This window comes from Enterococcus pallens ATCC BAA-351, from assembly GCF_000407485.1.
GTDB lineage: Bacteria > Bacillota > Bacilli > Lactobacillales > Enterococcaceae > Enterococcus_A > Enterococcus_A pallens.
This window is the reverse complement of the sequence record NZ_ASWD01000003.1, coordinates 687,159-708,819: the sequence shown is the minus strand read 5'-3', so window position 1 is coordinate 708,819 and position 21,661 is coordinate 687,159. Positions and strand designations below refer to the sequence as shown.

Here is a 21,661-nt window from a genome sequence, read left to right as displayed (position 1 = left end):
TACATCTTTCTAATGATGTGTTTACCGAAAAAATGTATATTTTTGAAGAAAATTGAAAGAAAATCTATATTTTTTTCATTTCTGTATTTTTTCCTGTTAGAATGAAAGAAGGAGGTGACGGCATGATCGAAACAGAGCGCTTGGTTTTAAGAGAGTGGACAGCCGACGATCTTTCTAATTTAAAGCGTTTTTTGCAAGATGCTGAAGTAATGTGGGCCTATGAGCATGCCTTTTCTGATGAAGAAGTATCCAATTGGTTGCAATGGAATTTGGATTCTTATCATGCAAATGGTTATGGTCTTTGGGCAATCGTACATAAAGCAACTAGTGAAATTATCGGCGAATGCGGAATTACTCAGCAAACAGTTGAGGGGACAGACTATCCCGAAATTGGCTATCACTTAGTCAAGACCCATTGGCATCAGGGATTCGCTAGTGAGGCTGCTCAAGCAGTGAAAGACTGGGGATTTAAAGAAAAACAGTTTCCAGAATTAGTCTCCATTGTCAGAGATACCAATTTGGCTTCAATGAATGTGGCGATTCGTAATGGAATGATCGTAAAGAAACGGTTTGTTAAACAATACCGAGGGATTGAGATGCCCCATTACTTATTTAGCATAAAAAATGCAATTTTTACTCTTCCCAGTGAACAATCGGACGAGAAGAAGTAAAAGAGTACTAATCAAATATGCGTATGAACTACTTAGTAGAATGGTATGCGAAACGAAAAACAAACTCATTTTTCAGAGAAAAATGAATACAGTATTAAAGAGATAGGATGCCATTTCTACTCTTCCCAACGAGCAATCGGACGAGAAGAAGTAAAAGAGTACTAATCAAATATGCGTATGAACTACTTAGTAGAATGGTATGCGAAACGAAAAACAAACTCATTTTTCAGAGAAAAATGAATACGGTATTAGTGAGATAGGATGCCAGTTCTACTTTTCCCAGCGAGCAATCGGATGAGAAGAAGTAAAAGAGTACTAATCAAATTTACGTATGAATTACTTAGTAGAATGGTATGCGAAACGAAAATCAAACTCATTTTTCAGAGAAAAATGAATACAGTATTAAAGAGATAGGATGCCAGTTCTACTCTTCCCAGCGAGCAATCGGACGAGAAGAAGTAAAAGAGTACTAATCAAATATGCGTATGAACTACTTAGTAGAATGGTATGCGAAACGAAAATCAAACTCATTTTTCAGAGAAAAATGAATACAGTATTAAAGAGATAGGATGCCAGTTCTACTCTTCCCAACGAGCAATCGGACGAGAAGAAGTAAAAGATTACTAATCAAATATGCGTATGAACTACTTAGTAGAATGGTATGCGAAACGAAAAACAAACTCATTTTTCAGAGAAAAATGAATACAGTATTAAAGAGATAGGATGCCATTTCTACTTTTCCCAGTGAGCAATCGGACGAGAAGAAGTAAAAGATTACTAATCAAATATGCGTATGAACTACTTAGTAGAATGGTATTCGAAACGAAAATCAAACTCATTTTTCAGAGAAAAATGAATACAGTATTAAAGAGATAGGAGGAATGGCGATAGATGAAGAAAACCTTCAAGGAAGTGATAATGGCCATTGTGCCAATGACCGTGTTGATTATCATCTTGACTTTAGTTTTTGCTCCTTTAGAAGCAGAAGGAATGATTACCTTTTTGGTAGGGGCAGGAATTATGATGATTGGGATGACATTGTTTTTGTTTGGTTCAGACTACTCCATGATGGAGGTAGGGGACCTGTTAGGGAAATTCTTAATTAAGAAGCGGAGTTTTCCTTTGTTGATAGGCTTAGCCTTTATTATTGGAATTGTGATTACGATTGCGGAGCCTTCCGTGCAGGTATTGGCTCAACAGGTAAGAGAAATTTCTGATGGAGCGATACCTCGGTCGATTTTGATAGGCGTAGTAAGTGTTGGAACCGGAATTTTCTTGGCCTTTGCTGTGATGCGGATGGTCTTTAAATTTTCGTATTTAAAAATGATGGCAATTGGTTATGGAGCGATTTTGATTGCTTCGTTTTTCACTGATCCGCAATTTATGCCGATTGCTTTTGATGCCGGCGGAGTAACTACCGGGCCGGTAACAGTACCCTTTATTTTATCCTTTGCCACTGGGTTAACCAGTATGGTTCGTCAGGGCAAACATGAAAACGACAGCTTTGGAATGGTGGGCGTCTCCTCATTAGGTCCAGTCTTAGCTGTGATGCTGTTGGGAGTGATCTTCCGATGAGTATTGATTTTGCAGATGTTTTGGAGCGCATTATCACCGGGATTGGCGAAGTTACCTGGGATGTCGTTCTTTCAGTAGCGCCAATTGTATTGATTTTTGTCGTATTAAATGCAACCAGCTTTAAGCTGCGGAAGCGGCGTTTTGCGACGATTATGAAAAGCTTTTTGATTACTACAGTGGGTCTGATTTTGTTTTTGCACGGTGTAAATATTGCCTACTTGCCAATTGGACAACATTTAGGCGGTGCAATAGCAGCAATGGACAACAACTGGATTTTGATTCCTTTAGGTTTTGCAATGGGCTTTTTGGTCGGTTTTGCCGAGCCGGCGATCCATGTGATGGTCAAACAGGTAGAAGAGCAAAGTGAAGGCCGCATTAATGGCAATGTGCTGTTGGCGTCTATCTCGATAGGGATTGGCTTAGCCGTTAGCTTGTCAATGTGGCGATTGTTAGCCGGCTTTTCCTTGTATTACTTTTTAATTCCAGGATACCTATTGGTCTTTGTTTTAGGTCGAAAAGTCGATAAAATGTTTTTGGCGATGGCCTTTGACAATGGCGGTGTTGCTACCGGCCCGATGTGTTCGACATTTATATTAGCCATGTGTGTAGCCATTGCCTCACAGATCGAAGGGCGCGATCCGATGATTGACGGTTTTGGTGTTGTCGCAATGATTGCCCTAACCCCTATTTTAACTACGTTAGTTTTAGGGTATATTTATAAGAAGAAAGACGAACTGGATCAAAAACGAAAACAAGCTTTACAGGATAGCGAGGGAGAAGAGAATGGGTAAATTAGTGGCATTGCACTTGAAGATGATTGTAACGATTGTTGATGGAGGAACAGGACAGGATGTCGTTGATTTCTCAAAAGAAGCCGGAGCGGTAGGGGGAACCATCCTTCACGGGAGAGGTTCTGGTGTACATGATGCCGGTAAATTTTTTGGCTTGGACATTCAACCAGAAAAGGACATTGTATTAACCTTAGTTCCTGCTGAAATGGAGCTGACAGTGATGGAAGCCATCGGCAAAGGAATTAAAATTGACAAGCCGGCTAACGGCATCTGCTTCTCTGTAGATATCGACAAAGCGATGGGAATCACCTCAATTAAAAGCTTTGGTGAAACCAAAACGATGGATGAGTTGAATCAAGAATAATCGTTTATAGTTAGAAAGTATCAGTAAAAAGAATGAAAATTCTTTTGCTGATGCTTTTTTGTTATAGAAGATCTCTTTTCAGGGTGTCTCGATATATATGTGTGCATATATGAATGAAGTAATATAAATGGGAAAGATTTAAGGAAAGACCTGTTCACAATATTAAAGGATATAGCAAACTCAAATAATGAGATTGAGGTTACAATGAGGTCGGAAAATGGATTAAATGATGGAGGAATCTTTGGGTTACGAGAAAATCCATACGAAAATGTTTGAAGTCGAAAAAATTTAAATCCCTAAAATAAACCAATTTTTCTATGAGAATCAATCGTAAGCATAGATTAGTGTATACTATTGGTAAAGATAAACATACGGTAAAAGTATGGAGGGCTTAGTCTCAATACGAAAACGGAATGCCTAAAAGCTTTGAACATACAATAGGAGGGTTCGTAAATGGAGACAATCAAGCGTGTCAAACAGAATAAGAAATTGTTACTTCTTTTCGTTATGGGAATTCTAATCGGAGTCTTTATGCCAAAGTATAGACTAGCTTTGAATGCAGGTTTGCTGTTTCTGATTTTTTTTATATTAGCCGTGCACGACCTTCGCAAAAGAAAAGCGAAGTGATACTTCTAAAAGTAATGTTTAATAAAGCTGTCCCGAGGTTAGCTTGCCGGGTGGAAAAAGAAAAGGGAGCCGCAAATGGAAAAACTGAAACGCGTTAGCCAAAATAAGCTTTTACTAGTAATACTGCTGTTAGTAATAGGAATTCCAGTTGCGTGGTTGATGACCAAGAAACAATCTGTTCTGAATTTAGGTATTCTGCTATTGTTTGTGGTAGCAAATAAAGAACTCGCCCGTAAAAAAAATTCAAAGTAAGTTATGAAGTCGTTCGATTTTCAATTATTCAATCATGTCAGGCTTTTTTTGCGCGTCATTCAAACAAAAGGAAGGTGCGCAAACACCTTCCTAACCATCATTTGATAGTTTTACTTCTCATAAACCGCCACACATCGCGCTGTATATCCGGGAGCACCAGTCACATTCGGAAAGCTGCAGCAAATAACTGCTCCCGTTGCAGGCAAATCATCTAAATTCCTTAACATCTCAATTTGATATTTATCTTGCTCCAACAAGTAGCGTTCACCAGCCCATGGGACGATTAAATTGGCAATTGCAGGGTCAGTATCAGGTGTTTCATGTCCAACAGCAGTTATTTTCCGTTCTTCGCAGAGGAATTTCAAGGCTTTCTGTGACCAGCCAGGATAGTGAGGCTGTCCGCTTTCGTCAGGGTTAAAGAAGGCTTCTCCTTGACGATGGGACCAGTTTGTCCGAATCGCAACAAAGCAATCATCCGGGAAGTGGCCATGCTCAGCTTCCCAAGCTTTGAGATCTTCCACTGTAAAGGCATAATCGTGGTCTTGTTTAACTTTTTCTGTGAGATCAACGACACATAAAGGTAAGATAGTTTCCTTCACAGTAATCTGATCCAAGGTTCGGCCACCTTCAACAAAATGGGAAGGTGGGTCAATATGGGTGCCGTATTGACTGACGATTTTATACTCACTGGCACAAACGGTGTGCTCTGCGTAGGTAAAAACTTCGTACATTTCTAACGTATTGTAGCCTGAATAATGAGGAGTATCCAGATTGACTGGATAGCTGAGATCCACCCATTCATAGTTAACTGACTTCAATTCTTCTAGTTTATTCCAAAGATTACTCATCTTCTTTCCACCTTTCTCTTAAAGGGAGGCCATAATTTCTTGAACACCTGTTAAAAAGCGTTCAGCTTCTTCGACTGTGTTGTAAGGAGCGATGCCTGCGCGAATAAACCCGCCTGTTTGATCAATTCCTAGCCGTTCCACCAGCGTACGGGCATAAAAATCTCCCTCGGCAATAAAGACACTGTATTCTTCACACATGCGAATACAAAAATCTCTTGGTGTAATTCCTTCAGCGCGAAAGGCAATCGTCGGCGTTTTTGCCTGTTGGCTTTGGTAAATCGTGATTCCTTCTATTTTCGCCAAGCCTGCTCGAATAATTTCTGCCAAATGATTTTCATACAATTCAATCGCATGGTAGCCACTTTTCAGCTGGTCTTTCAAGCTGTCGCCGCTGCCTAAGCTGGCAATAAAATGGATCGCTGCGGAAACTGCCGGGATGCCTTCATGATTCTGCGTACCCATTTCTAGTCGGTCTGGAACATTATTAGGAGCCGGAACTACTTTGTAAATGTCCAAGCTTTCAAACAGGTCTTTACGAATGACAGCCATACCCACATGAGCCGCAAAAAACTTATAGGCGGAAGAAAAGAGCATGTCAATTCCCAGCTCCTGCATGTCTACATACATATGGGGAATGCTGTGAACGGCATCCACAGCCACCAAAGCACCGACTTTTTTCGCCTTAGCCGAAACGGCTTTGATGTCGGTGATCGTACCGACGCAATTTGAGGCATGACCAACGGCGACTAACCGGGTCTTATCGGTAATTAGTTCATCCAGCTTATCTAATTCCAGCTCCAAGGTTTCAGTGTTTAATGGGATATAGCTAACCTTAACACCGCGATCTTCGGCTGCTCGGCGCCAGGAATCAATGTTGGAATGATGCTCTAATTCTGTCAATACGATTTCATCACCGGTCTTCCATTGCTGAGCTAAGGCACGGCTGACATGGAACATCATGTTAGTAGCATTGGGGCCAAAGGCAATTTCAGCAGGGTCGGCATTAAAGAGAGCAGCAATATCTTCTTTGGCTTCTTGAATCAGTGCTTCTGTTTCATGACTAGTGGGAAAATTGCCGTGAAGGTTAGCAGCTCCTTGGCGCATATAATTACTAATTTTAGTAATAGCGCTCTCTAAAAACTGCGAACCGCCAGGGCCATCGAAATAGGCAACCGGCTTTCCGTTGTGTGTGCGAGCTAAGGCGGGAAATTGCTTTCTGACAGCGTCAATCGGAAATGATGGTTCCATAATAATCACCCTCCAATATATTTGATATGTTTAGTGTAAAGAAAAAGTATCTTAAGTGTCTAAAAAAATCCAAATCGCGATTTATTCTGGCATATTGGTTTTAAAATAAGCCAGAAAGGGATGATTTGGCTGATAAAACAATTGGTAGGAAAGCGTTTTCTTTGATGGTAAAATAGGTTTGAAGAAAGTGAGGGAAGGATATGGTAGATGATCAGCGATTTGAGGCACTAAAAAAAGCGCACCCCTTTTTCTCTATTACTGAGCTAGTGTATTTGTTTTTACGAGAGGAAATTATTCATTTGCATTTATCCCCTAAGCAAAAGATCAATGAGAGCCGAATTGCCAGTGAGCTGGGGATCAGTCGGACGCCTGTCAGAAAAGCTTTGGATAAATTGCTGGAGGAGCTGTTAGTGGAGAAGACTGGCAAGCTTTATGCTGTTTCCAGTATGCAAAAAGAAGAAAGTATGCTGCTGTGTGAAGCACGGATTGCTATCGAAGGGCATGCCGTTTTCTTAGCTACCAGCAACATTAACAAGGCACAATTAGAGAAATTAGCGGAATTGACAGCAGAGTATGAGCAGGTAGATTTGGATGACGGCAGCTGGCGTTATGCAGACTGCGATCATGAGTTTCATCATCTGTTGATTGAAGCGGCTGGAAATCCCCATATTGCCAAAATGTATGAGACAATCGAGCTGCGGCTGCGGCATTACCGTCATTGTTTGCTGGAACAAATCGGTAAAAAGCAGCTCCAACCGATTTTAGTAAAATCAGCGCGGAATCACCGCAGCATTCTAAATGCTATTAAGCTGGGGTTTGCCGATCAGGCCAAGTGTTTGATCGAAAAGGATATTCGAGGAATGTATGAAGTATTTTTTGAGTGGAAAGAATAGCCTAGAGCATGATGGGGATGCTTTAGGTTTTTTTGTTTGAACAGAAGTGGTCATACGAATATTTCGCCAAATGTTTAATTCGAAAAAAAGGGTTCGATGTTATTTTTTATAGAAGCTGGAGTAAATATCGAACCGTTTATCCATGCAATTGCGAAAGCTTTAATTTACTATCGCCAGAAAAAGTAGAAGGGGACTTTGAGCAACTTTCTGACCTAATTCATCATAGAATACCTTACAGCCTAAAATAGTTTCATTGCGTCGGCAGATTCTCAAAATAGACACCTTCAAAGATTAGACGAGTTAACAACTCATAATAACCAGCACAATTTGTTTCAACTGCAAACATTCGCTCATTTTCACAATAGATAATCAAGGTGAGACTCATGCCGAATCTCACCTTAGTTATTTCTTCAAACAAAAAAGTCGTCTTTTTTAAAACACTTCGGTAGTCTACCACCTGATCACACACTGTAACTCTCCGCACGTGGCAATAAACAACCATATAAAAAGTACCACTCAAAAGAATTACGATGACGATGAGATCCAGTAGAGAATCCAACTTTCCCTGAAAGAGCAGACCAAAAAATAAAAGGATGGTGAAGAGAGAGAAGACGAGAATCAGTAGTCGCACAGGTTTTGACTCTCGGACAATGAAATGAGTAGGCACTTGTCGAGCAGCTCTTGCTTTAATTATCGCTTTTTTAAGCTTCGTTTCCCGTTGATGCACAGCTGCTTTGATAATTTCAGGCAAACATATACAAATAAAAAATAAGCAGACCAAAACAACTACACTCATACAACTGCTCCTTAATAGTTTTGTAAAAGAGTGACATTCCATCCGTTTGCTGCTGACTACCTTCGAAGCAGTCTTTGTATGTAATAGTATACACAATAATGCAAAAGAATTCTTTTGACTTTTCATTCGAAGATTGAATTTTATCTGGTAATGAATGGCTATTTTCCTTTGCCTGAAATATAATGGACGTTATTTTTACAGCAATGCTTCTAAATAAGGCTGAATTTTCGATTCCATATTAAGCAGATCAGCATAGTCCTTCAATTTAGCAATATTGCCTGCTTCTGAGTGTATGTATTGCTTCAAAGCCTCTACCAACAGTTCTTTGTCGGTTTTGTATTTTGGCTTCAGCAAGTCAAGCAATGTCCGCTCTATTTCATACACCTTGACCGTCGTTCCACCAGAGCGTTCAACGTTCGTAACACCAAAGGCAAGATCGGTGGTAACAATAATCGGCTGTACTTTGACTTTTTTTGCTCGCGACGAGTTGAATCCTTTGAGGAAGGTCATCTGTATTTTTTCTGGGGCTCTCTTCATGAAACCCAAAAGATACAGGGCCGTTTCATGAGAGAACACTCCTTGCGGCAGACGTTGCTGAATGACAAAATAGTTATCAACGTAATCGGAAGCCATCACATAGATTCCCCGTTCTACTCGCGAAATCTGTTTCTCATCGGCTAGCTGAGATAACGCCTTCCGTGAGTAACCAAGTTCGCTCACCATTTTAGCGGTGATTAGCCCGTTTTGTTCTCTTGCTAAGCGTAAAATATGTTCTTTATTAGATATTAAAACTCTCCGTAGTCAATCAGCTGTTGTTGCAATCCATAGAAGGAAGTGGCGAGATTGTAGAAGAGAAACGTTCCAGCTGGTTTCCAAAGCGCAAAAGCGGCACCAATCCGTTAGCCGGTTTTTCGACAGATAAACGACGAAACAAAAAGGCGATCAATCGTTGGAAACGGAAAAAATAAAGATAAAAAATAGTCAGATTACAAGTCTGCGAAGCCGCCACGGGTGAAACGCACAAGCTTAAATCAAAAAAAGCCCCGAGGAAGGACGATCGATTCCTCGAGACTTCTAATTAGACTAAAGCTCAAATGTTTCTCCCACATCTAAGACCTTAACTACGCCAGCTGGCAATGCATCTACTAGCTGTTGCGGGTCTTGTTCGATCAATGGGAAGGTGTTGTAATGGATTGGTACAACCTGCTTTGCTTTAAGTCGTTTGGTAGCACTGGCAGCCTCTAATGGTCCCATCGTAAAATTGTCGCCAATTGGTAGAAAAGCAACATCAATGTCAAAGGCTTCACCAAAAAGAGCCATATCGCCAAAGTTGGATGTATCGCCAGCATGATAAATCGTTTTTCCTTCTGCCTGTAAAATAAAGCCGGCAGGTTCACCCATGTAAATCATTTGTCCGTCTTTTTCATAGCCGGAGCTGTGTTGAGCGTGAACCATTTTTACGCGACCGAAGGGAAAATCAAATTTGCCGCCGATATTCATGCCATGGGTTTTTGTGACGCCTTCTTTTTGAGCAAATTTCGCAATTTCTACGATACTGATAATTGTGGCATCGTTGCGTTTCGCAATTGGGACCATATCGCCGATGTGATCGTCATGGCCGTGAGTAATCAATAGCCAGTCAGTTTCTACTTCGTCTGCTTTCAGATCGGTGACTGGGTTACCTGTGATAAAAGGGTCAAACAAGAGCTTTTGTCCGTCGTTTAGCTCAATCGCTACTATTGAATGTCCATGATACGTAAGCTTCAATTGAATCATCTCCTTTTTCTATATTATAGCGAAAATTGCAGGAATTAACCTATTAGGGGTTTTATTTTCTGGCAAATCCATTAGAATAAAATGAAAAGGGAGGAAGATACATGGAATTAGTAGTTGAAGAACGGCTAAAGGAGTTGGGAGTTTCTCTGGCTTATACAGTTGTAGAGTTCACTAACAGAGCTTACAGCGAAGCAATTTGGGAAAGCTTGCTGAATCCGTTAATTGCGAAAATTGAAGCAGAAGATACTATTGAGATGATTAAGGACAACGAGAAAATGATTGCCACCAAGAAAGCCTATCGCGCGCTAGGCAAGGATCCGGCACGTTTCCGACCATCCTCTGACAGTTTGTGGCGTCGAGTGATCCAGAAAAAGGGCTTGTACCAAATCAATGATCTAGTAGATGTAAACAATTATTTCTCTTTGCTGTACAAATTGCCATTTGGCAGCTATGATTTAGCCAAAATTGGTGATGAAATCACTTTAACTGTGGGTGAAGCTGGCGAAAGCTATGCAGGAATCGGCAAAAAAGCGGTAAATATCGAAAATTTGCTGGTACTCAAAGATGCAGAGGGTCCTTTTGGCAGTCCGACTTCGGATTCTACTCGGGGGATGATCGGTGAGGAGACCACTCAAGCCATTTTAATTGGTTATGTGTTTAATGAAATGGATGTTGCAGGGATGCAGCAGGAGATTAAAGCAGCTGTAGAGAAATACTTGCAGGATTGCAAGGTAATACAGCAAGCGGTGATTTAGTAAATAGGCAGTCAGATACCTTTCGATCAAGGTTTCTGACTGCCGTTGTTTTAGTTCCAGCCTTTGCAGACATCTACCCAGTTAGTTGTTCGGGAATAAGTCTCCAATTGTGGAATGGTTAATTCAATGGCACTTTGCGGACTGCCGCAGGCCGGAAAAACAGTCTCAAATCGCCTCAAGGATTCATCTAGGAAGACCTCAACCCCCTCATTAATAGCGAAAGGACAGACTCCGCCTACCGGATGACCAATTTTTCCTTCTACCTCGTCAGGCTTAAGCATCAAGGCACGTTCGCCAAAGGTTTGCTTGTACTTTGCGTTATCCACCTTTGCATCACCCGCGGCTACAATCAATAGGACCCGATCGCTTTTCTTTAATTTAAAGGATAAAGTTTTTGCGATACGCTCTGGGGCACAATTTAACGCTTTTGCTGCTAGCTCGACTGTCGCACTGGATACTTCAAATTCAATAATTTGATCAGCCATGTCATAGGTTGAGAAATAGTCTTCGATTTTTTTAACTGGCATTCATGATCGCCTCCATTCCTTCAAATCATACCGAATTTTTGCTAGTGGGTAAATGAGTTTTTTGCTATAGTGAAGAAAAGGAGCCGGATGTATGAAGGAAGAAAAGAAGAAATTATTGGCAAAGGTGGCCTATATGTACTATCAACAGGATTTTACTCAGGCCCAAATTGCCAAGGAATTGAAAATTTATCGGACAACGGTTAGTCGTATGCTGGCCCAAGCCAAGCAATTAGGTATTGTTGAAATTACCATTAATCATTTTGATCCAACACTTTTCTCACTGGAGGACCAGCTGAAAAAGATCTATCAGCTGAAGCATATCGAAATTGCGCCCGTTGAAGCTGGCATGAGTGCTGAAGAAAAGGAAGAAAGCTTAGCGAAAACAGCTGCTAGCTGGTTGCGCCGCCAGTTAACGGATGAGTGTGTGATTGGGGTTTCTTGGGGTGAAAGTGTGGGAAATACAGTCAGTCATTTAGAGGCTAAATCGGTAAATAATGCGACAATTGTGCCGATTGTAGGCGGTCCAAGCCACATTAATTCCCGTTACCACGTGAATACATTGGTTTATGAGCTGGCTCGCAAGCTTAACGGTCACAGCGTTTTTGTTAATGCGACGGTCACTCAAGAAACGAAGCAACTAGCTAAAGGGATTTTTCAATCGAAATACTTTCAGGAGCTGCGAGAATATTGGCAGCAATTAGATATGGCGATTGTGGGGATAGGCGGTCCATTAAGCTACAAAAAAAGTCAGTGGCGAGATTTGTTAACCGAAGAGGATTACGAGGAGCTGCGTCTGCGGGAAGCTATTGGAGATTGCTGCTGCCGCTTTTATGATCGGCATGGCAAGCTGTTGAAGGGGAAGCTGGATCAACGAACAATTGGGTTGCCGTTAGAGACATTGGCTGAGATTCCTCAATCGGTAGGGATTGCTCGTGGCACTGCCAAAGCTCGTTCGATTGTCCCACTGTTAAAGCAAGGCTATCTAAATACGTTGATTACCGATCAGGAAACTGCTCAAGAAATTTTGCGGATTACTGAAGAAGGCATAAGTAGTAAAATAGAATAAATTTGCACATTTGTGCGATTTTTAAGTTGTTAGCCTAAAAAATGCTTGCTAAATCAAGCTTTTTCTACTTTTTCTTAAAAAGATACTGTTCCTGCCGTCAACAGGTGCTATGCTAGATACGTAGAATAAATCATAAAGGAGCGTATCAGAATGGAATTTATGTTAGATACAGCAAATATCGCTGACATTAAAAAGTATGTGGAAATTTTACCAGTAGTAGGGGTGACTTCCAATCCCTCTATCGTTAAAAAGGAAGGTAAGGTAGCCTTTTTCGATCATATGAAGGAAATTCGCAGCATCATCGGCGAAAGCCGTTCCCTGCATGTACAGGTAGTAGCGAAGGATTACGACGGCATGATCAAGGATGCTGAGACGATCTTAAATAAAATTGACCAAAAAGTGTTTATTAAAGTTCCAGTTAGTGAGGTTGGTTTAAAGGTAATTAAAGAATTAAAGCGTCGCGGTGTCAACGTGACTGCCACAGCGATTTATACTAAATTTCAAGCATACTTGGCGATTGCAGCCGGAGCAGATTATATCGCGCCATACTTCAACCGAATGGAAAATATGGGAATTGATCCTCGTGAAGCAATTTTTGAAATGGCTCAGGAAATTGAACGTACTGACAGCGAAACCAAAATTGTGGCAGCCAGCTTTAAAAACGCTGGTCAAGTGAATGCAGCTCTAGAAAGCGGCAGTCAAGCAGCTACCATGGGTGTCGACATTATTCAACAAGCCTTAGCAATGCCTTCAATTGGCCAAGCCGTTGATGACTTTACTGCTGATTGGGAAGCCGTTTATGGTGCTGACACTAATTTAGCTTCTATTTAAACCGATGAATTCTATAGCACTTCTCTTATTTTAAGAGAGGTGCTTTTTTAGCCAGTTGATAATAATTATTAATTGATCTTAATTATTGCATTCCCCCTTCCCTTAAGATATACTTAATGAGTAAACAAAAAGAAGTGAGGGATAAATCATGAAATATGGAAAAACAAAAGAAGTCTTGAACCAATTGGTCGCTGATTTAAGTCAAATGAGTACAGTCATTCACCAAACGCACTGGTATATGAGAGGCCCTGAATTTTTAACTTTGCACCCATTAATGGATGATTATATGGATGAAATTAATGATCAGCTAGATGTGATTTCTGAACGGTTGATTACGCTAGATGGCTCACCTTATTCGACTTTGCGTGAATGGGCAGACAATACTGGCATTAAAGATGAAGTTGGCAGCTGGGATCGAACTATTCCTGAACGTATGGAAGTGTTAGTAGAAGATTACCGTTACTTAGCTGATCTTTACCAAAAAGGAATTGACGTTTCTGGTGAAGAAGGCGACGACAGCACACAAGATATCTTCATTGCTTTCAAAACCGATATTGAAAAGAAAATTTGGATGCTGCAAGCTAAGCTTGGCAAAGCACCTGGTATTGACGCATAATAGAAATGAAAACTGCTTTTTCTTTAGGGAGAAGCAGTTTTTTTGTGGCGATTTATGGGGATAAGTTTGCTAAATGATGTTAAACTTAATTTAACAAGAGGCTGATGAAAAATGGAAACAGCAGCTAGAAAAATAGGAAATTCAATAGGGATAAATTTTCCAAATGCTGTCGCTCGAGAAGCAGGAGAAAGATTTACAATTATAAAAGTTGGGTACTCATACATATTGAAACTGAGAAAGATGGATATTTTTGAGAACACTGAAGATTTGGCAGGGTTTAGAAATTCTGTAACTTCAGAAGATCAAATATGGGATACGATGAGATTTGAAGGAGATGAAAGCTAAGATGAGTTATCTCAGATAAATGGATATTGTTTGGTTAGATTTTGATCCATCTAAGGGAAACTGAGAGTCAGAAACGATGACCTGAATTAGTAGTTAGCAGGAATGAATTTCTTTATCTGGCAAAATAGTCAGGCGTTCGGTCTAGTTTGAAAAATTGAAGGGAAAGGGCTAAAATGACACCTTTTGAACTCCTTAGTCAGCAGTTTAAGCGATTTTTAGTCATCACTTATGGAATCCCGTATATCATGGGGGTTTTTATGGCCTATGGCTATTTTACCGGAAAAGACTTAACTCTTTTCGTGATCGTTCAGATGTTGTGTCCTGCAGCTGGTGTAATCTTGGCAGTAATTACTGGAAATAATAATAAAGCGTTGATACCATGGCGCTTTTTCACTATCTATATTGCAATAACCGTCATTGGGATATTCTGTGCGGTGTTGAGTGTGTTTGTTTTAAATAAAGAGTTGAATAGTATTTTTAATTTAATCAGTGTGATTGGTTCGATCGTCTTACTTTTATTGATAGTTTTTGAAGAAGACACAAAATTGAAAGCTTATGGTTTACTAGGAAGATCCTGGAAGAATATCCTGCCGATAAGCATTTTGTTCTGTATACTTTGTTTCACTAGGACGATTATCTACTTTTTAGGTAATCAACTAACCATTTTAGCCGAAGAATTGTTTATGCCTGAGACAATATTCCGTTTGGTTTTTATGATGATAAATTTCTGGCTTAGTTTTGCTTTGTTTTTTGGCGAAGAGTACGGGTGGCGTTACTACTTACTGCCGTTGGTTCAGAAAAAATTCGGAGCAATTAAGGCGACTTTTATATTAGGATTTATGTGGGGGATTTGGCATCTGCCGTTGAACCTGTTTTATTATAATATGTTGGAGGATGCACTGCTCAGCGTGATGATGCAGGTTATCTCCACTACAATTAGCGGAATCTTTTTTGCTTATTTTTACATGAAGACCCAAAACATTTGGTGTCCGATCATTTTGCATTATTTAAACAATAGTCTTGTTTCGATCTTTCCATCAGCCAGTACAGAGACAAGAGACATCGCTGTGGTTCCAGTTGTGGCAGCAATCGCGGCATTAAATTTCTTGCTGTTCGGCTGGCCGATCTTCACAAAGTTTTACCGTGATTATAATAATCGAAGTGAGACACTGGAGGAACAAGTAGCCAAATTTGAATAAAAAATACGCGGAGGGTAAAGCAGCATTGCTATGTGCACGATTGCCAATGCAGCAACTGGTGAGAAGACCAGTTTGAAGTCAGTACAAACGCGGAAGCCTACTTAATTCTAAGACTAGAACTAAATAGGCTTCTATTTATGATTTGAGTGATTCGATAACTCATTTACATTTATTCAAAAAAATCTCGCTAATTCTTAGCAGCAAAGTTACAGGCTCCTTCAATTCTAACTGCAGACTAAACGAGAGTCTTTTGAAGCTTTTCCACTTCTTCAATTGTTAATTTAGTACTATCAGCAATTTGCTCTGCCGAGAGGCCGATTTTTAGTAAGTTCAATGCAATTTCCAATTTTTCTGCTTTAGCTACTTTCTTAACTTCCTCTCGTCCTTCTTCCCGGGCTTTTCTGACTGCTGTTGAAAGTACAGCATCATTTATCATCTTTGCCTTGTTCATATCCATGATCATTTTTTGTTCCTCCTCGTTAAGTGAATAGTAGTCGGTTTTCTTTTGAGCTTCCTTCAAATAATTCGGGGCATCCTCGGGTACTTCTCCAGTTTTGAAAAACTGCTGCCAAAGATAGGCGGGACTATTGCGATCAATGTTTCTATTTTTCAAACTGAAGAAGCATAACATAAGCAGTTCATCACCTTGTCTTGCAGGTAGTGGTTTGTGAGAGCTTAAGTCCAGCAGGCCAAACTTGCGAATCGCAGCTCCATCCTGCTCAAATAAGTGAAAATCAATGATGTTAATTCCATAAGCGGGACGAAGAGCGGAAAAATTGTTACTTTTGATAAAGTCCTCGGTCTCTTGGTTGCCTAACGAACTGCGAAAGGCTTCTAACAAGTAAAAGAGGGACCGTTCGATAAAATACTCATGAGGCTGGATTTGCATCTCTTATGTAAAGCTTTGCATAAGAGATGTTATGAAAAGTAAATAGTTATGTAAAGAACATCAAAATAGTGCCCGTAGATCAACTATCGTGATGCTCTTTACTTTACATAACTAAAGTGAAGTTTTCAACCATTCAACCAATTCTGATTTTTTTTCGTCCGTATACTTTGTATCAGAATGAACTTCTGAATAGTTTTTTTCCAATATCCTTCGCTTTATTTCTGGGTTTACCCTTGCATAAATTTCTGTCGTATTCACTGAGGCATGTCCTAATAAATCTCGGATATAAATCAAATTAACCCCAGCTTCCAACAAATGCATGGCTTTACTATGCCTCAAACTATGGTTGGAAATTTTTTTGAGAAATAAGTGTGGATTCTCCTGTCGAGCTTTTTGGATATTTTTATCCAATATATACTGGACGCCTGCTCGGGTCAATTTCTTATTTACATTATTTCGAAAGACGTATTGTTCTGAAGAAATATTCAGATTTTGATCTTTAAGGTATTCCCTCAGTAAGTCACGGACTTCTAATGAAAAAGGTATTTGACGATATTTAGCGCCTTTTCCAAGAACCTCCACTGAAGGTGGCGAAGAAAAGCGAATATTACATATTTGGGTCTCAATTATCTCTTGAACGCGACAGCCTGTATCATACATAAAGGATAATAACGCCTTTTCTCTGCGCCCCTTTTTAGTAGTATTATCAGGCATAGATAAAAGTATTTTTAACTCTTTTATTGTTAAATATGCTATTTGTTGAGTGATCTTTTTTTTGCTAGGAATGTCTGTTATTCTTTCCCATTGACTCAAAAAGGCAAACTCTTTTCGTTTTAAATAATTCGCAAAACTTTTTAAGCAACCTAAGCGTTGATTTCTTGTATTGATACTATTTCCACGATTTTCTTCTAAATAGTTGAGGAACCTTTCAACGATTGCTTCATTAAAATCTTCTAGCTTTATGTTGTCAGAAGTAATTCTTTCGTGCGTTGCTAAATAGTCAAAAAAGAGCACGAAAGTGTCTCGATAAGATTCAATAGTCTTTTTTGAGCAACCTAAGAATTTAGTTAAATAACTTGAAAAATAATTCATCACATAAAATGAAAAGCCATGCATGTCAATCTTCCTCTCCTTGATAGAACAAGTTACCGATATACTTTTTCACTTTTGTGCTCACATTTTTATGTTGCTGAACGGTTAGTCGTAAATAGTTTTCAGTTTGAGTCAGGTGTTCATGTCCTAAATAAACAGACAATAAAGGAAGTGCGGCATAAAGATCAATTCCTTCTTTTTCTGCCTTTTCAAGCGCATGAATGGCAAACGTATGACGTAAGTCATGAATTCGAGGTAAATTACCGCCCTGTCGATATGGAATGTAAGAGTCTACTAGTAGTTTCCTATATCTACGATATAGAGACCCTATAGAATAATGTTCGTCATAAGAATTCGGGTGATGAAAAATGAATTGGTTAGGTTCTAAGTGGGAACTGTAAGAGGTCATATAGCTTTGTAATTGTGCATGCACACTATCAGATAATGGAATGATTCGACTTATATGATTTTTAGAATCAATGATTTCAATAATCCCTTGATCCACTTTACAATGTTTTTTCCGTAAATGCAGTCCTTCGGAGCGACGCAGACCACAAGAGTAGTACAAAATGAATAATAAGGTAAACGCATCATTTGAATAATCCTTTTGATTGACGATCTTTTTTAGATTATCAAATAGACGGATAATCTCCTCGTGAGTAAAAATGTAAGGGACAAAAGAGCTTTTCAGGTATCTCGGTTCAAATGGATCAATATAAATATTTGGATAACCCATGTCAGTTAATATATGACAAATATCACAGAGTACTTTGATTCGCATGTTATGGTAGACTTTTCCTTCATTGTCAGTTTGTTCGCACCATTTCTCATACATTTCCTGTGTAATAATTGGTTTCGTTGGTTTAAACTGACTGAGAAATTTTGCAATTCGTCTATAAAAACCAACATAGCAGTCGCCATAATCATAACCTATTCCTCGTTTGTATTGAATAACACGCTCAAATGGTTCGTTGTAAGGTTCGGCGAACTTATAATTATAAAAAGACATAAGGCACCTCCAAAGAAAATTCTCTTAATTTGGTTTCGTCAATGGTCAGATATTTCTCTGTCGATCTTATTTGCTTGTGTCCTAGAACATTAGAAATTGCGCTAATTGGAACTGACTCCTGCATCAAATTTGTCGCAAGTGAATGTCTCATGGCATGGGCCCCCGCATGCTTACCAGTAATATCAATTTCTGCTCTTAGAAAGACTCGTTTAACGATAGAAGAAATTCCACCAATAGAAAATTTGTGATAGGGAGCACAGCTAATTAAAAAAATATGATCCAAGTCCTCATTGACCGCTTTTCTGCTGTTCTTAATGTAATCTAACAAGGCAAATTTCATTTCGGGCAATAATGGAAGTGTCAGAGGTTCGCCGCTTTTCTTTTGCCTGATAAAGAAAACATCGTTTTCCCAATCAAGTTGCGCAAACGTCATCTCTAATAAATCAGATGCACGTATTCCAGTATAATAAAGAGTTGTAATAACTGCCATTTCAAGTTTACCTTGAACAGAGTTTATATCGATAACATCAAATGCTTTTCTCATATCTTCTTTACTATAATAAGATAATATAGATAATCTCTGACTAGAATGGATAACTGGAAAGATAGAATACCCAGAAAACGGGCAAATTTGTTTATCAAACATCCAATCAATTGCTTGTCTAAGATTTCCACGATGTAAATCCTTAGTATTTGGAGAGCTTTCTAAACTATTGATGAATTGATGGACAAGTGTAGTAGATAGTTCTCTAAATGAATAGACCCGGTTTTTATCTAAAAAAAGAAGGAATTTTCCCATTGTCCATAACTTATTTTTTTTTGCTTGCTTCTGACAAGTGATTAAATTATCTACGAAATCTTTGTATTCTAAATAAAAATCTAAAAATGCAGTAGGGATATTTGTATAAGCCGTGTTGTGATGTCTTAATAAGTAATTTCCAGTGTGATAAAATTCAAACAGTAAAAGTACGGGGCGGCGAAGAGTAAATTGTAATTGGCAGTTAGGGGCATCTAAATCAAAGTCGAAGGATTCTTTAAAAAAATTTCGAGCTTCATTAGAGTTCACCTTCTGAATATTTCTCTTAACACAGAAAGTTTCAAAAGTATGACCAATCCATAAAAAATGATCCAGTGTATTGTCGGAATATCCATCGCCTTTCATTTTTTTGATAAGTTGATTCATAGTAGGAACAATCTGATCGGTATCCATGTAAAAACCTCCTTTTCTTTTATTTGGATACAAATCAACTGTACCACCATCTTTCATTATGTGAAGAAAAAAAGTGAATAGACATTGACAAATCAACGTCTGTTCACTCAACTTTACATAACTATTTACTTTTCATAACATCTCGATGGTTACGTGACTACCATCTTCTGTTTCAGCTAAAATATCTACTTCCGTGCGCATTAATTCAGGGTTTTCGTCGTAGGCCTTCTTGTAACTGTCAATGTGGTAGGTCTCTCTTGGCTTCAAGCTCTTAAACTCTTTTCCTAAAATATCACGGATAAAAGCTTTCAAAATATGCGTTGAGTCCTTGGAGCATAGGAGTTTTTTGAATAATAAATCCATTGTGGGTAATAATTTTACACGGTTTTCCATCTGAATCTCTGTCCTTTCGGCGATAGAGATTTTTCACCATTAGTATATCATGGTTGCCCATTCTCTATCAAAATATGCTTCAAGGTAATATATGCAAAAAAAGCCAATTTTTTCTTGAATAGGAAATAGATTTGAATTGAATATAACTGGGGATGGGGCTAAAAGCCGTATCCTTTCACCAATCCGGTCTTCTTCACTATAATAAGGACAGGAGGTGCTTTCATGGACAATCAAGCACAATTTGAAATGAAGGTCAGCAATTTAGCTAACCGTTTTTTGTATAATAGTTTAACTACCCCACAACGATTATTACCGCTGGCTGAGCGCATTGCGCGTGACGGTCAGAAGCTCGCCAAGGAATACGACGAGCAGCAGCGGATTCAATCGGTGGCTGAAGAACTGCTAAAGGTGATGGATGGTTCTTTGTATCTGGTGGATCGTTTGGCAGATGCTATTCTGACAAAGGATTATCAGCATTTATCAGAGGATGAACTGGTAGATGAGCTAGGTAAAATTGAGGGAAATTCAGATGAAGAGGAGCGCCTGATTCAGCTGTTGATGGAATCGATCCAATCCAATCTGCAGCAGGGCATCACACTGGAGGAAATCTACTACGAAAATTATTTAACCGAATATGCGGCAAGTTTAATGGAAATCTACGTAATCCAGCATTTAAAGAATCAGGAGGAATTTCTCAACGAATTGCAGCCATTAATCAAGACCAATCGCGACAGCGAAGTGCCTTACGGAATCTTCGTTCGCGTCAGCAACAACTTCAAAAAGGAGCTGGCTCGCCAGTATTACCGGTATGAAACAGTTGTTAAGCTGATGGAAACGGACGCTCACTAAAATGGAATACCTGAAGCAAGCCCTGAATCACAGCGATTCAGGGCTTGTTTTATGTAGCCTTTCCATCAATAAATCGTTTCCTGCGGATCAGAATGGGCTAGCACGTATTCTTTAAAATGAGTGACTACTGGCGTCAAATAAGCTTCTTTATTAGTAACTAGATAGAAGTAGCGTTCCCAATTCAAATTTTTCAAGCGGATTTTCTTCAACGGCAAAGATTCAAGGACACCCATGTCTGGTACCACCGCCATAGCAAAGCCTTCACTGACCAAGCCAGCGATTACTTGGTCGACGGTCACTTCATAAACAATATTATAGGTACAGTTGTTACGTTTGAAAGCACTGTCGATGATGCTGCGTAAGCCGCTGTTTTTACTAAAGCCGATCTGCGGGAAGGGCTGAGTTTGTTCCAAATAAACCTCATCAAATTGAGCCAGAGGATGATCTAACGGAGTAATTACTACCAGCTCCTGGTTAGCCACTGGGATAAATTCAATCGTTGGTTCATCTGGCAAGTAGGAACAAATACCGATGTCGTACTTCATACTCTTAATGCCCTCGATGATTTCTTTGGTAATACCAGAAGAGGTATGAAAATCAAATTCGATTTCCTTTTCCGGATTAGCTTTAATAAAACCGCTGGCAAAACGCGGAGCATAGCGAGTTCCTAAAATAGGTAGAAAGGCGAAGCTGATATAGCCGCTGCCTTTGCTGATTTTTGAAACGGTGTCGATACCAGTATCTAACATATTCAAGGTTTTACTGACGTAATCGTGGAAGATTATACCAGGTTTTGTTAAGACCACATTGCGGCCTTTTTTTTCAAAAAGCGGTACGCCAAGCTCGGATTCCAAGGAAGCAATGGCATTGCTTAGGCTAGGTTGTGTGACATTGAGCAGCTTACTAGAACGGGTATAATGCTGTTCGCGGGCCAAAACATCAAAGTATTTTAAATGTTGTAGATTCATGTATGTATGCTCCCTGTGCTCAGTTTTCTTCATTATAGCAAAACCTATTTCTTTTACCTATAGATTATTCG

26 protein-coding genes are annotated in these 21,661 nt (G+C 39.4%); 14 read left to right on the top strand and 12 right to left on the bottom strand.

The genetic code is table 11. The features are described from left to right. Positions 1 to 122: 122 nt before the first annotated feature. From I588_RS15955 to I588_RS27320, 6 genes are all read left to right on the top strand, one after another. A complete protein-coding gene (locus tag I588_RS15955; protein WP_010759795.1) occupies positions 123 to 671 on the top strand; it encodes a GNAT family N-acetyltransferase in 549 nt (182 codons plus the stop codon). An 891-nt stretch (positions 672 to 1,562) separates the two neighbouring features. After that, positions 1,563 to 2,246, top strand: coding sequence for a DUF1538 domain-containing protein (locus tag I588_RS15950; protein ID WP_010759794.1), 684 nt, complete (start codon positions 1,563 to 1,565; stop codon positions 2,244 to 2,246). Continuing rightward, positions 2,243 to 3,037, top strand: a complete 795-nt coding sequence (locus I588_RS15945) for a DUF1538 domain-containing protein (protein ID WP_010759793.1) — start codon at positions 2,243 to 2,245, stop codon at positions 3,035 to 3,037. Before I588_RS15950 ends, I588_RS15945 begins: the two co-directional genes overlap by 4 nt. Then, positions 3,030 to 3,401 carry a nitrogen regulatory protein P-II gene (locus I588_RS15940; RefSeq protein ID WP_010759792.1) on the top strand — a complete coding sequence of 124 codons (372 nt, stop codon included), beginning with the start codon at positions 3,030 to 3,032 and terminating at the stop codon, positions 3,399 to 3,401. Before I588_RS15945 ends, I588_RS15940 begins: the two co-directional genes overlap by 8 nt. 453 nt (positions 3,402 to 3,854) lie before the next feature. Further along, on the top strand, positions 3,855 to 4,028 hold the full coding sequence (locus tag I588_RS27325; protein WP_010759791.1) for a hypothetical protein: 174 nt from the start codon (positions 3,855 to 3,857) through the stop codon (positions 4,026 to 4,028). A gap of 75 nt (positions 4,029 to 4,103) precedes the next feature. Beyond that, positions 4,104 to 4,280 carry a hypothetical protein gene (locus tag I588_RS27320; RefSeq protein ID WP_010759790.1) on the top strand — a complete coding sequence of 59 codons (177 nt, stop codon included), beginning with the start codon at positions 4,104 to 4,106 and terminating at the stop codon, positions 4,278 to 4,280. Positions 4,281 to 4,390: 110 nt separating this feature from the next. Here the strand turns inward: I588_RS27320 and I588_RS15935 are convergent, their stop codons facing one another. Both I588_RS15935 and I588_RS15930 read right to left on the bottom strand, forming a co-directional pair. Continuing rightward, positions 4,391 to 5,128: a cyclase family protein gene (locus I588_RS15935; protein ID WP_010759789.1), complete on the bottom strand. Its 738-nt coding sequence runs from the start codon at positions 5,126 to 5,128 to the stop codon at positions 4,391 to 4,393. Positions 5,129 to 5,146: 18 nt separating this feature from the next. Beyond that, positions 5,147 to 6,376, bottom strand: coding sequence for a cysteine desulfurase-like protein (locus tag I588_RS15930; RefSeq protein ID WP_010759788.1), 1,230 nt, complete (start codon positions 6,374 to 6,376; stop codon positions 5,147 to 5,149). Positions 6,377 to 6,576: 200 nt separating this feature from the next. Between I588_RS15930 and I588_RS15925 the strand changes: the two genes are divergently transcribed. Further along, entirely contained in the window at positions 6,577 to 7,269 is a 693-nt protein-coding gene (locus tag I588_RS15925; protein WP_010759787.1) for a GntR family transcriptional regulator, read from the top strand. A gap of 250 nt (positions 7,270 to 7,519) precedes the next feature. Here I588_RS15925 and I588_RS15920 read toward each other — a convergent pair whose 3' ends face one another. From I588_RS15920 to I588_RS15910, 3 genes are all read right to left on the bottom strand, one after another. Further along, positions 7,520 to 8,065 (bottom strand): DUF6560 family protein, encoded by a 546-nt coding sequence (locus I588_RS15920; RefSeq protein WP_010759786.1) that lies wholly within the window; start codon positions 8,063 to 8,065, stop codon positions 7,520 to 7,522. A 195-nt stretch (positions 8,066 to 8,260) separates the two neighbouring features. Further along, positions 8,261 to 8,833, bottom strand: a complete 573-nt coding sequence (locus tag I588_RS15915) for a type IV toxin-antitoxin system AbiEi family antitoxin domain-containing protein (RefSeq protein WP_281169994.1) — start codon at positions 8,831 to 8,833, stop codon at positions 8,261 to 8,263. A gap of 315 nt (positions 8,834 to 9,148) precedes the next feature. Then, entirely contained in the window at positions 9,149 to 9,832 is a 684-nt protein-coding gene (locus tag I588_RS15910) for a metal-dependent hydrolase (RefSeq protein WP_010759784.1), read from the bottom strand. Positions 9,833 to 9,942: 110 nt separating this feature from the next. On the opposite strand from I588_RS15910, the gene I588_RS15905 reads away from it, so the two are divergent. After that, positions 9,943 to 10,596 carry a B3/B4 domain-containing protein gene (locus I588_RS15905; protein ID WP_010759783.1) on the top strand — a complete coding sequence of 218 codons (654 nt, stop codon included), beginning with the start codon at positions 9,943 to 9,945 and terminating at the stop codon, positions 10,594 to 10,596. A gap of 50 nt (positions 10,597 to 10,646) precedes the next feature. Here I588_RS15905 and I588_RS15900 read toward each other — a convergent pair whose 3' ends face one another. Beyond that, positions 10,647 to 11,123 (bottom strand): YbaK/EbsC family protein, encoded by a 477-nt coding sequence (locus tag I588_RS15900; protein ID WP_010759782.1) that lies wholly within the window; start codon positions 11,121 to 11,123, stop codon positions 10,647 to 10,649. 91 nt (positions 11,124 to 11,214) lie between these two features. On the opposite strand from I588_RS15900, the gene I588_RS15895 reads away from it, so the two are divergent. From I588_RS15895 to I588_RS15875, 5 genes are all read left to right on the top strand, one after another. Beyond that, entirely contained in the window at positions 11,215 to 12,189 is a 975-nt protein-coding gene (locus I588_RS15895) for a sugar-binding transcriptional regulator (protein ID WP_010759781.1), read from the top strand. A 150-nt stretch (positions 12,190 to 12,339) separates the two neighbouring features. Beyond that, on the top strand, positions 12,340 to 13,020 hold the full coding sequence (locus I588_RS15890) for a fructose-6-phosphate aldolase (RefSeq protein WP_010759780.1): 681 nt from the start codon (positions 12,340 to 12,342) through the stop codon (positions 13,018 to 13,020). Positions 13,021 to 13,168: 148 nt separating this feature from the next. Then, positions 13,169 to 13,636, top strand: coding sequence for a Dps family protein (locus I588_RS15885; RefSeq protein WP_010759779.1), 468 nt, complete (start codon positions 13,169 to 13,171; stop codon positions 13,634 to 13,636). A gap of 111 nt (positions 13,637 to 13,747) precedes the next feature. Further along, the gene (locus I588_RS15880; protein WP_010759778.1) at positions 13,748 to 13,981 is read left to right on the top strand and encodes an AbrB/MazE/SpoVT family DNA-binding domain-containing protein; all 234 of its coding nucleotides are present in this window, start codon (positions 13,748 to 13,750) and stop codon (positions 13,979 to 13,981) included. A 173-nt stretch (positions 13,982 to 14,154) separates the two neighbouring features. Then, positions 14,155 to 15,180 carry a CPBP family intramembrane glutamic endopeptidase gene (locus tag I588_RS15875; protein ID WP_010759777.1) on the top strand — a complete coding sequence of 342 codons (1,026 nt, stop codon included), beginning with the start codon at positions 14,155 to 14,157 and terminating at the stop codon, positions 15,178 to 15,180. 235 nt (positions 15,181 to 15,415) lie between these two features. Here the strand turns inward: I588_RS15875 and I588_RS15870 are convergent, their stop codons facing one another. The 5 genes from I588_RS15870 to I588_RS15850 form a co-directional block, all read right to left on the bottom strand. Next, positions 15,416 to 16,069 carry an Rpn family recombination-promoting nuclease/putative transposase gene (locus I588_RS15870; RefSeq protein WP_010759776.1) on the bottom strand — a complete coding sequence of 218 codons (654 nt, stop codon included), beginning with the start codon at positions 16,067 to 16,069 and terminating at the stop codon, positions 15,416 to 15,418. A 111-nt stretch (positions 16,070 to 16,180) separates the two neighbouring features. Then, the gene (locus I588_RS15865; protein ID WP_211219390.1) at positions 16,181 to 17,161 is read right to left on the bottom strand and encodes a tyrosine-type recombinase/integrase; all 981 of its coding nucleotides are present in this window, start codon (positions 17,159 to 17,161) and stop codon (positions 16,181 to 16,183) included. A 25-nt stretch (positions 17,162 to 17,186) separates the two neighbouring features. Further along, the gene (locus tag I588_RS15860) at positions 17,187 to 18,170 is read right to left on the bottom strand and encodes a tyrosine-type recombinase/integrase (protein WP_010755494.1); all 984 of its coding nucleotides are present in this window, start codon (positions 18,168 to 18,170) and stop codon (positions 17,187 to 17,189) included. Then, the gene (locus I588_RS15855; RefSeq protein WP_010755493.1) at positions 18,157 to 19,380 is read right to left on the bottom strand and encodes a tyrosine-type recombinase/integrase; all 1,224 of its coding nucleotides are present in this window, start codon (positions 19,378 to 19,380) and stop codon (positions 18,157 to 18,159) included. The genes I588_RS15860 and I588_RS15855 overlap by 14 nt, the downstream gene beginning before the upstream one ends. Before the next feature lie 132 nt (positions 19,381 to 19,512). Beyond that, positions 19,513 to 19,773, bottom strand: a complete 261-nt coding sequence (locus I588_RS15850; protein ID WP_010759775.1) for a PD-(D/E)XK nuclease family transposase — start codon at positions 19,771 to 19,773, stop codon at positions 19,513 to 19,515. A 222-nt stretch (positions 19,774 to 19,995) separates the two neighbouring features. Here I588_RS15850 and I588_RS15845 point away from each other — a divergent pair, with 222 nt between their 5' ends. Beyond that, the gene (locus I588_RS15845; protein WP_010759774.1) at positions 19,996 to 20,622 is read left to right on the top strand and encodes a hypothetical protein; all 627 of its coding nucleotides are present in this window, start codon (positions 19,996 to 19,998) and stop codon (positions 20,620 to 20,622) included. A gap of 65 nt (positions 20,623 to 20,687) precedes the next feature. Here I588_RS15845 and I588_RS15840 read toward each other — a convergent pair whose 3' ends face one another. Continuing rightward, positions 20,688 to 21,590: a LysR family transcriptional regulator gene (locus I588_RS15840; protein ID WP_010759773.1), complete on the bottom strand. Its 903-nt coding sequence runs from the start codon at positions 21,588 to 21,590 to the stop codon at positions 20,688 to 20,690. Positions 21,591 to 21,661 lie beyond the last annotated feature (71 nt).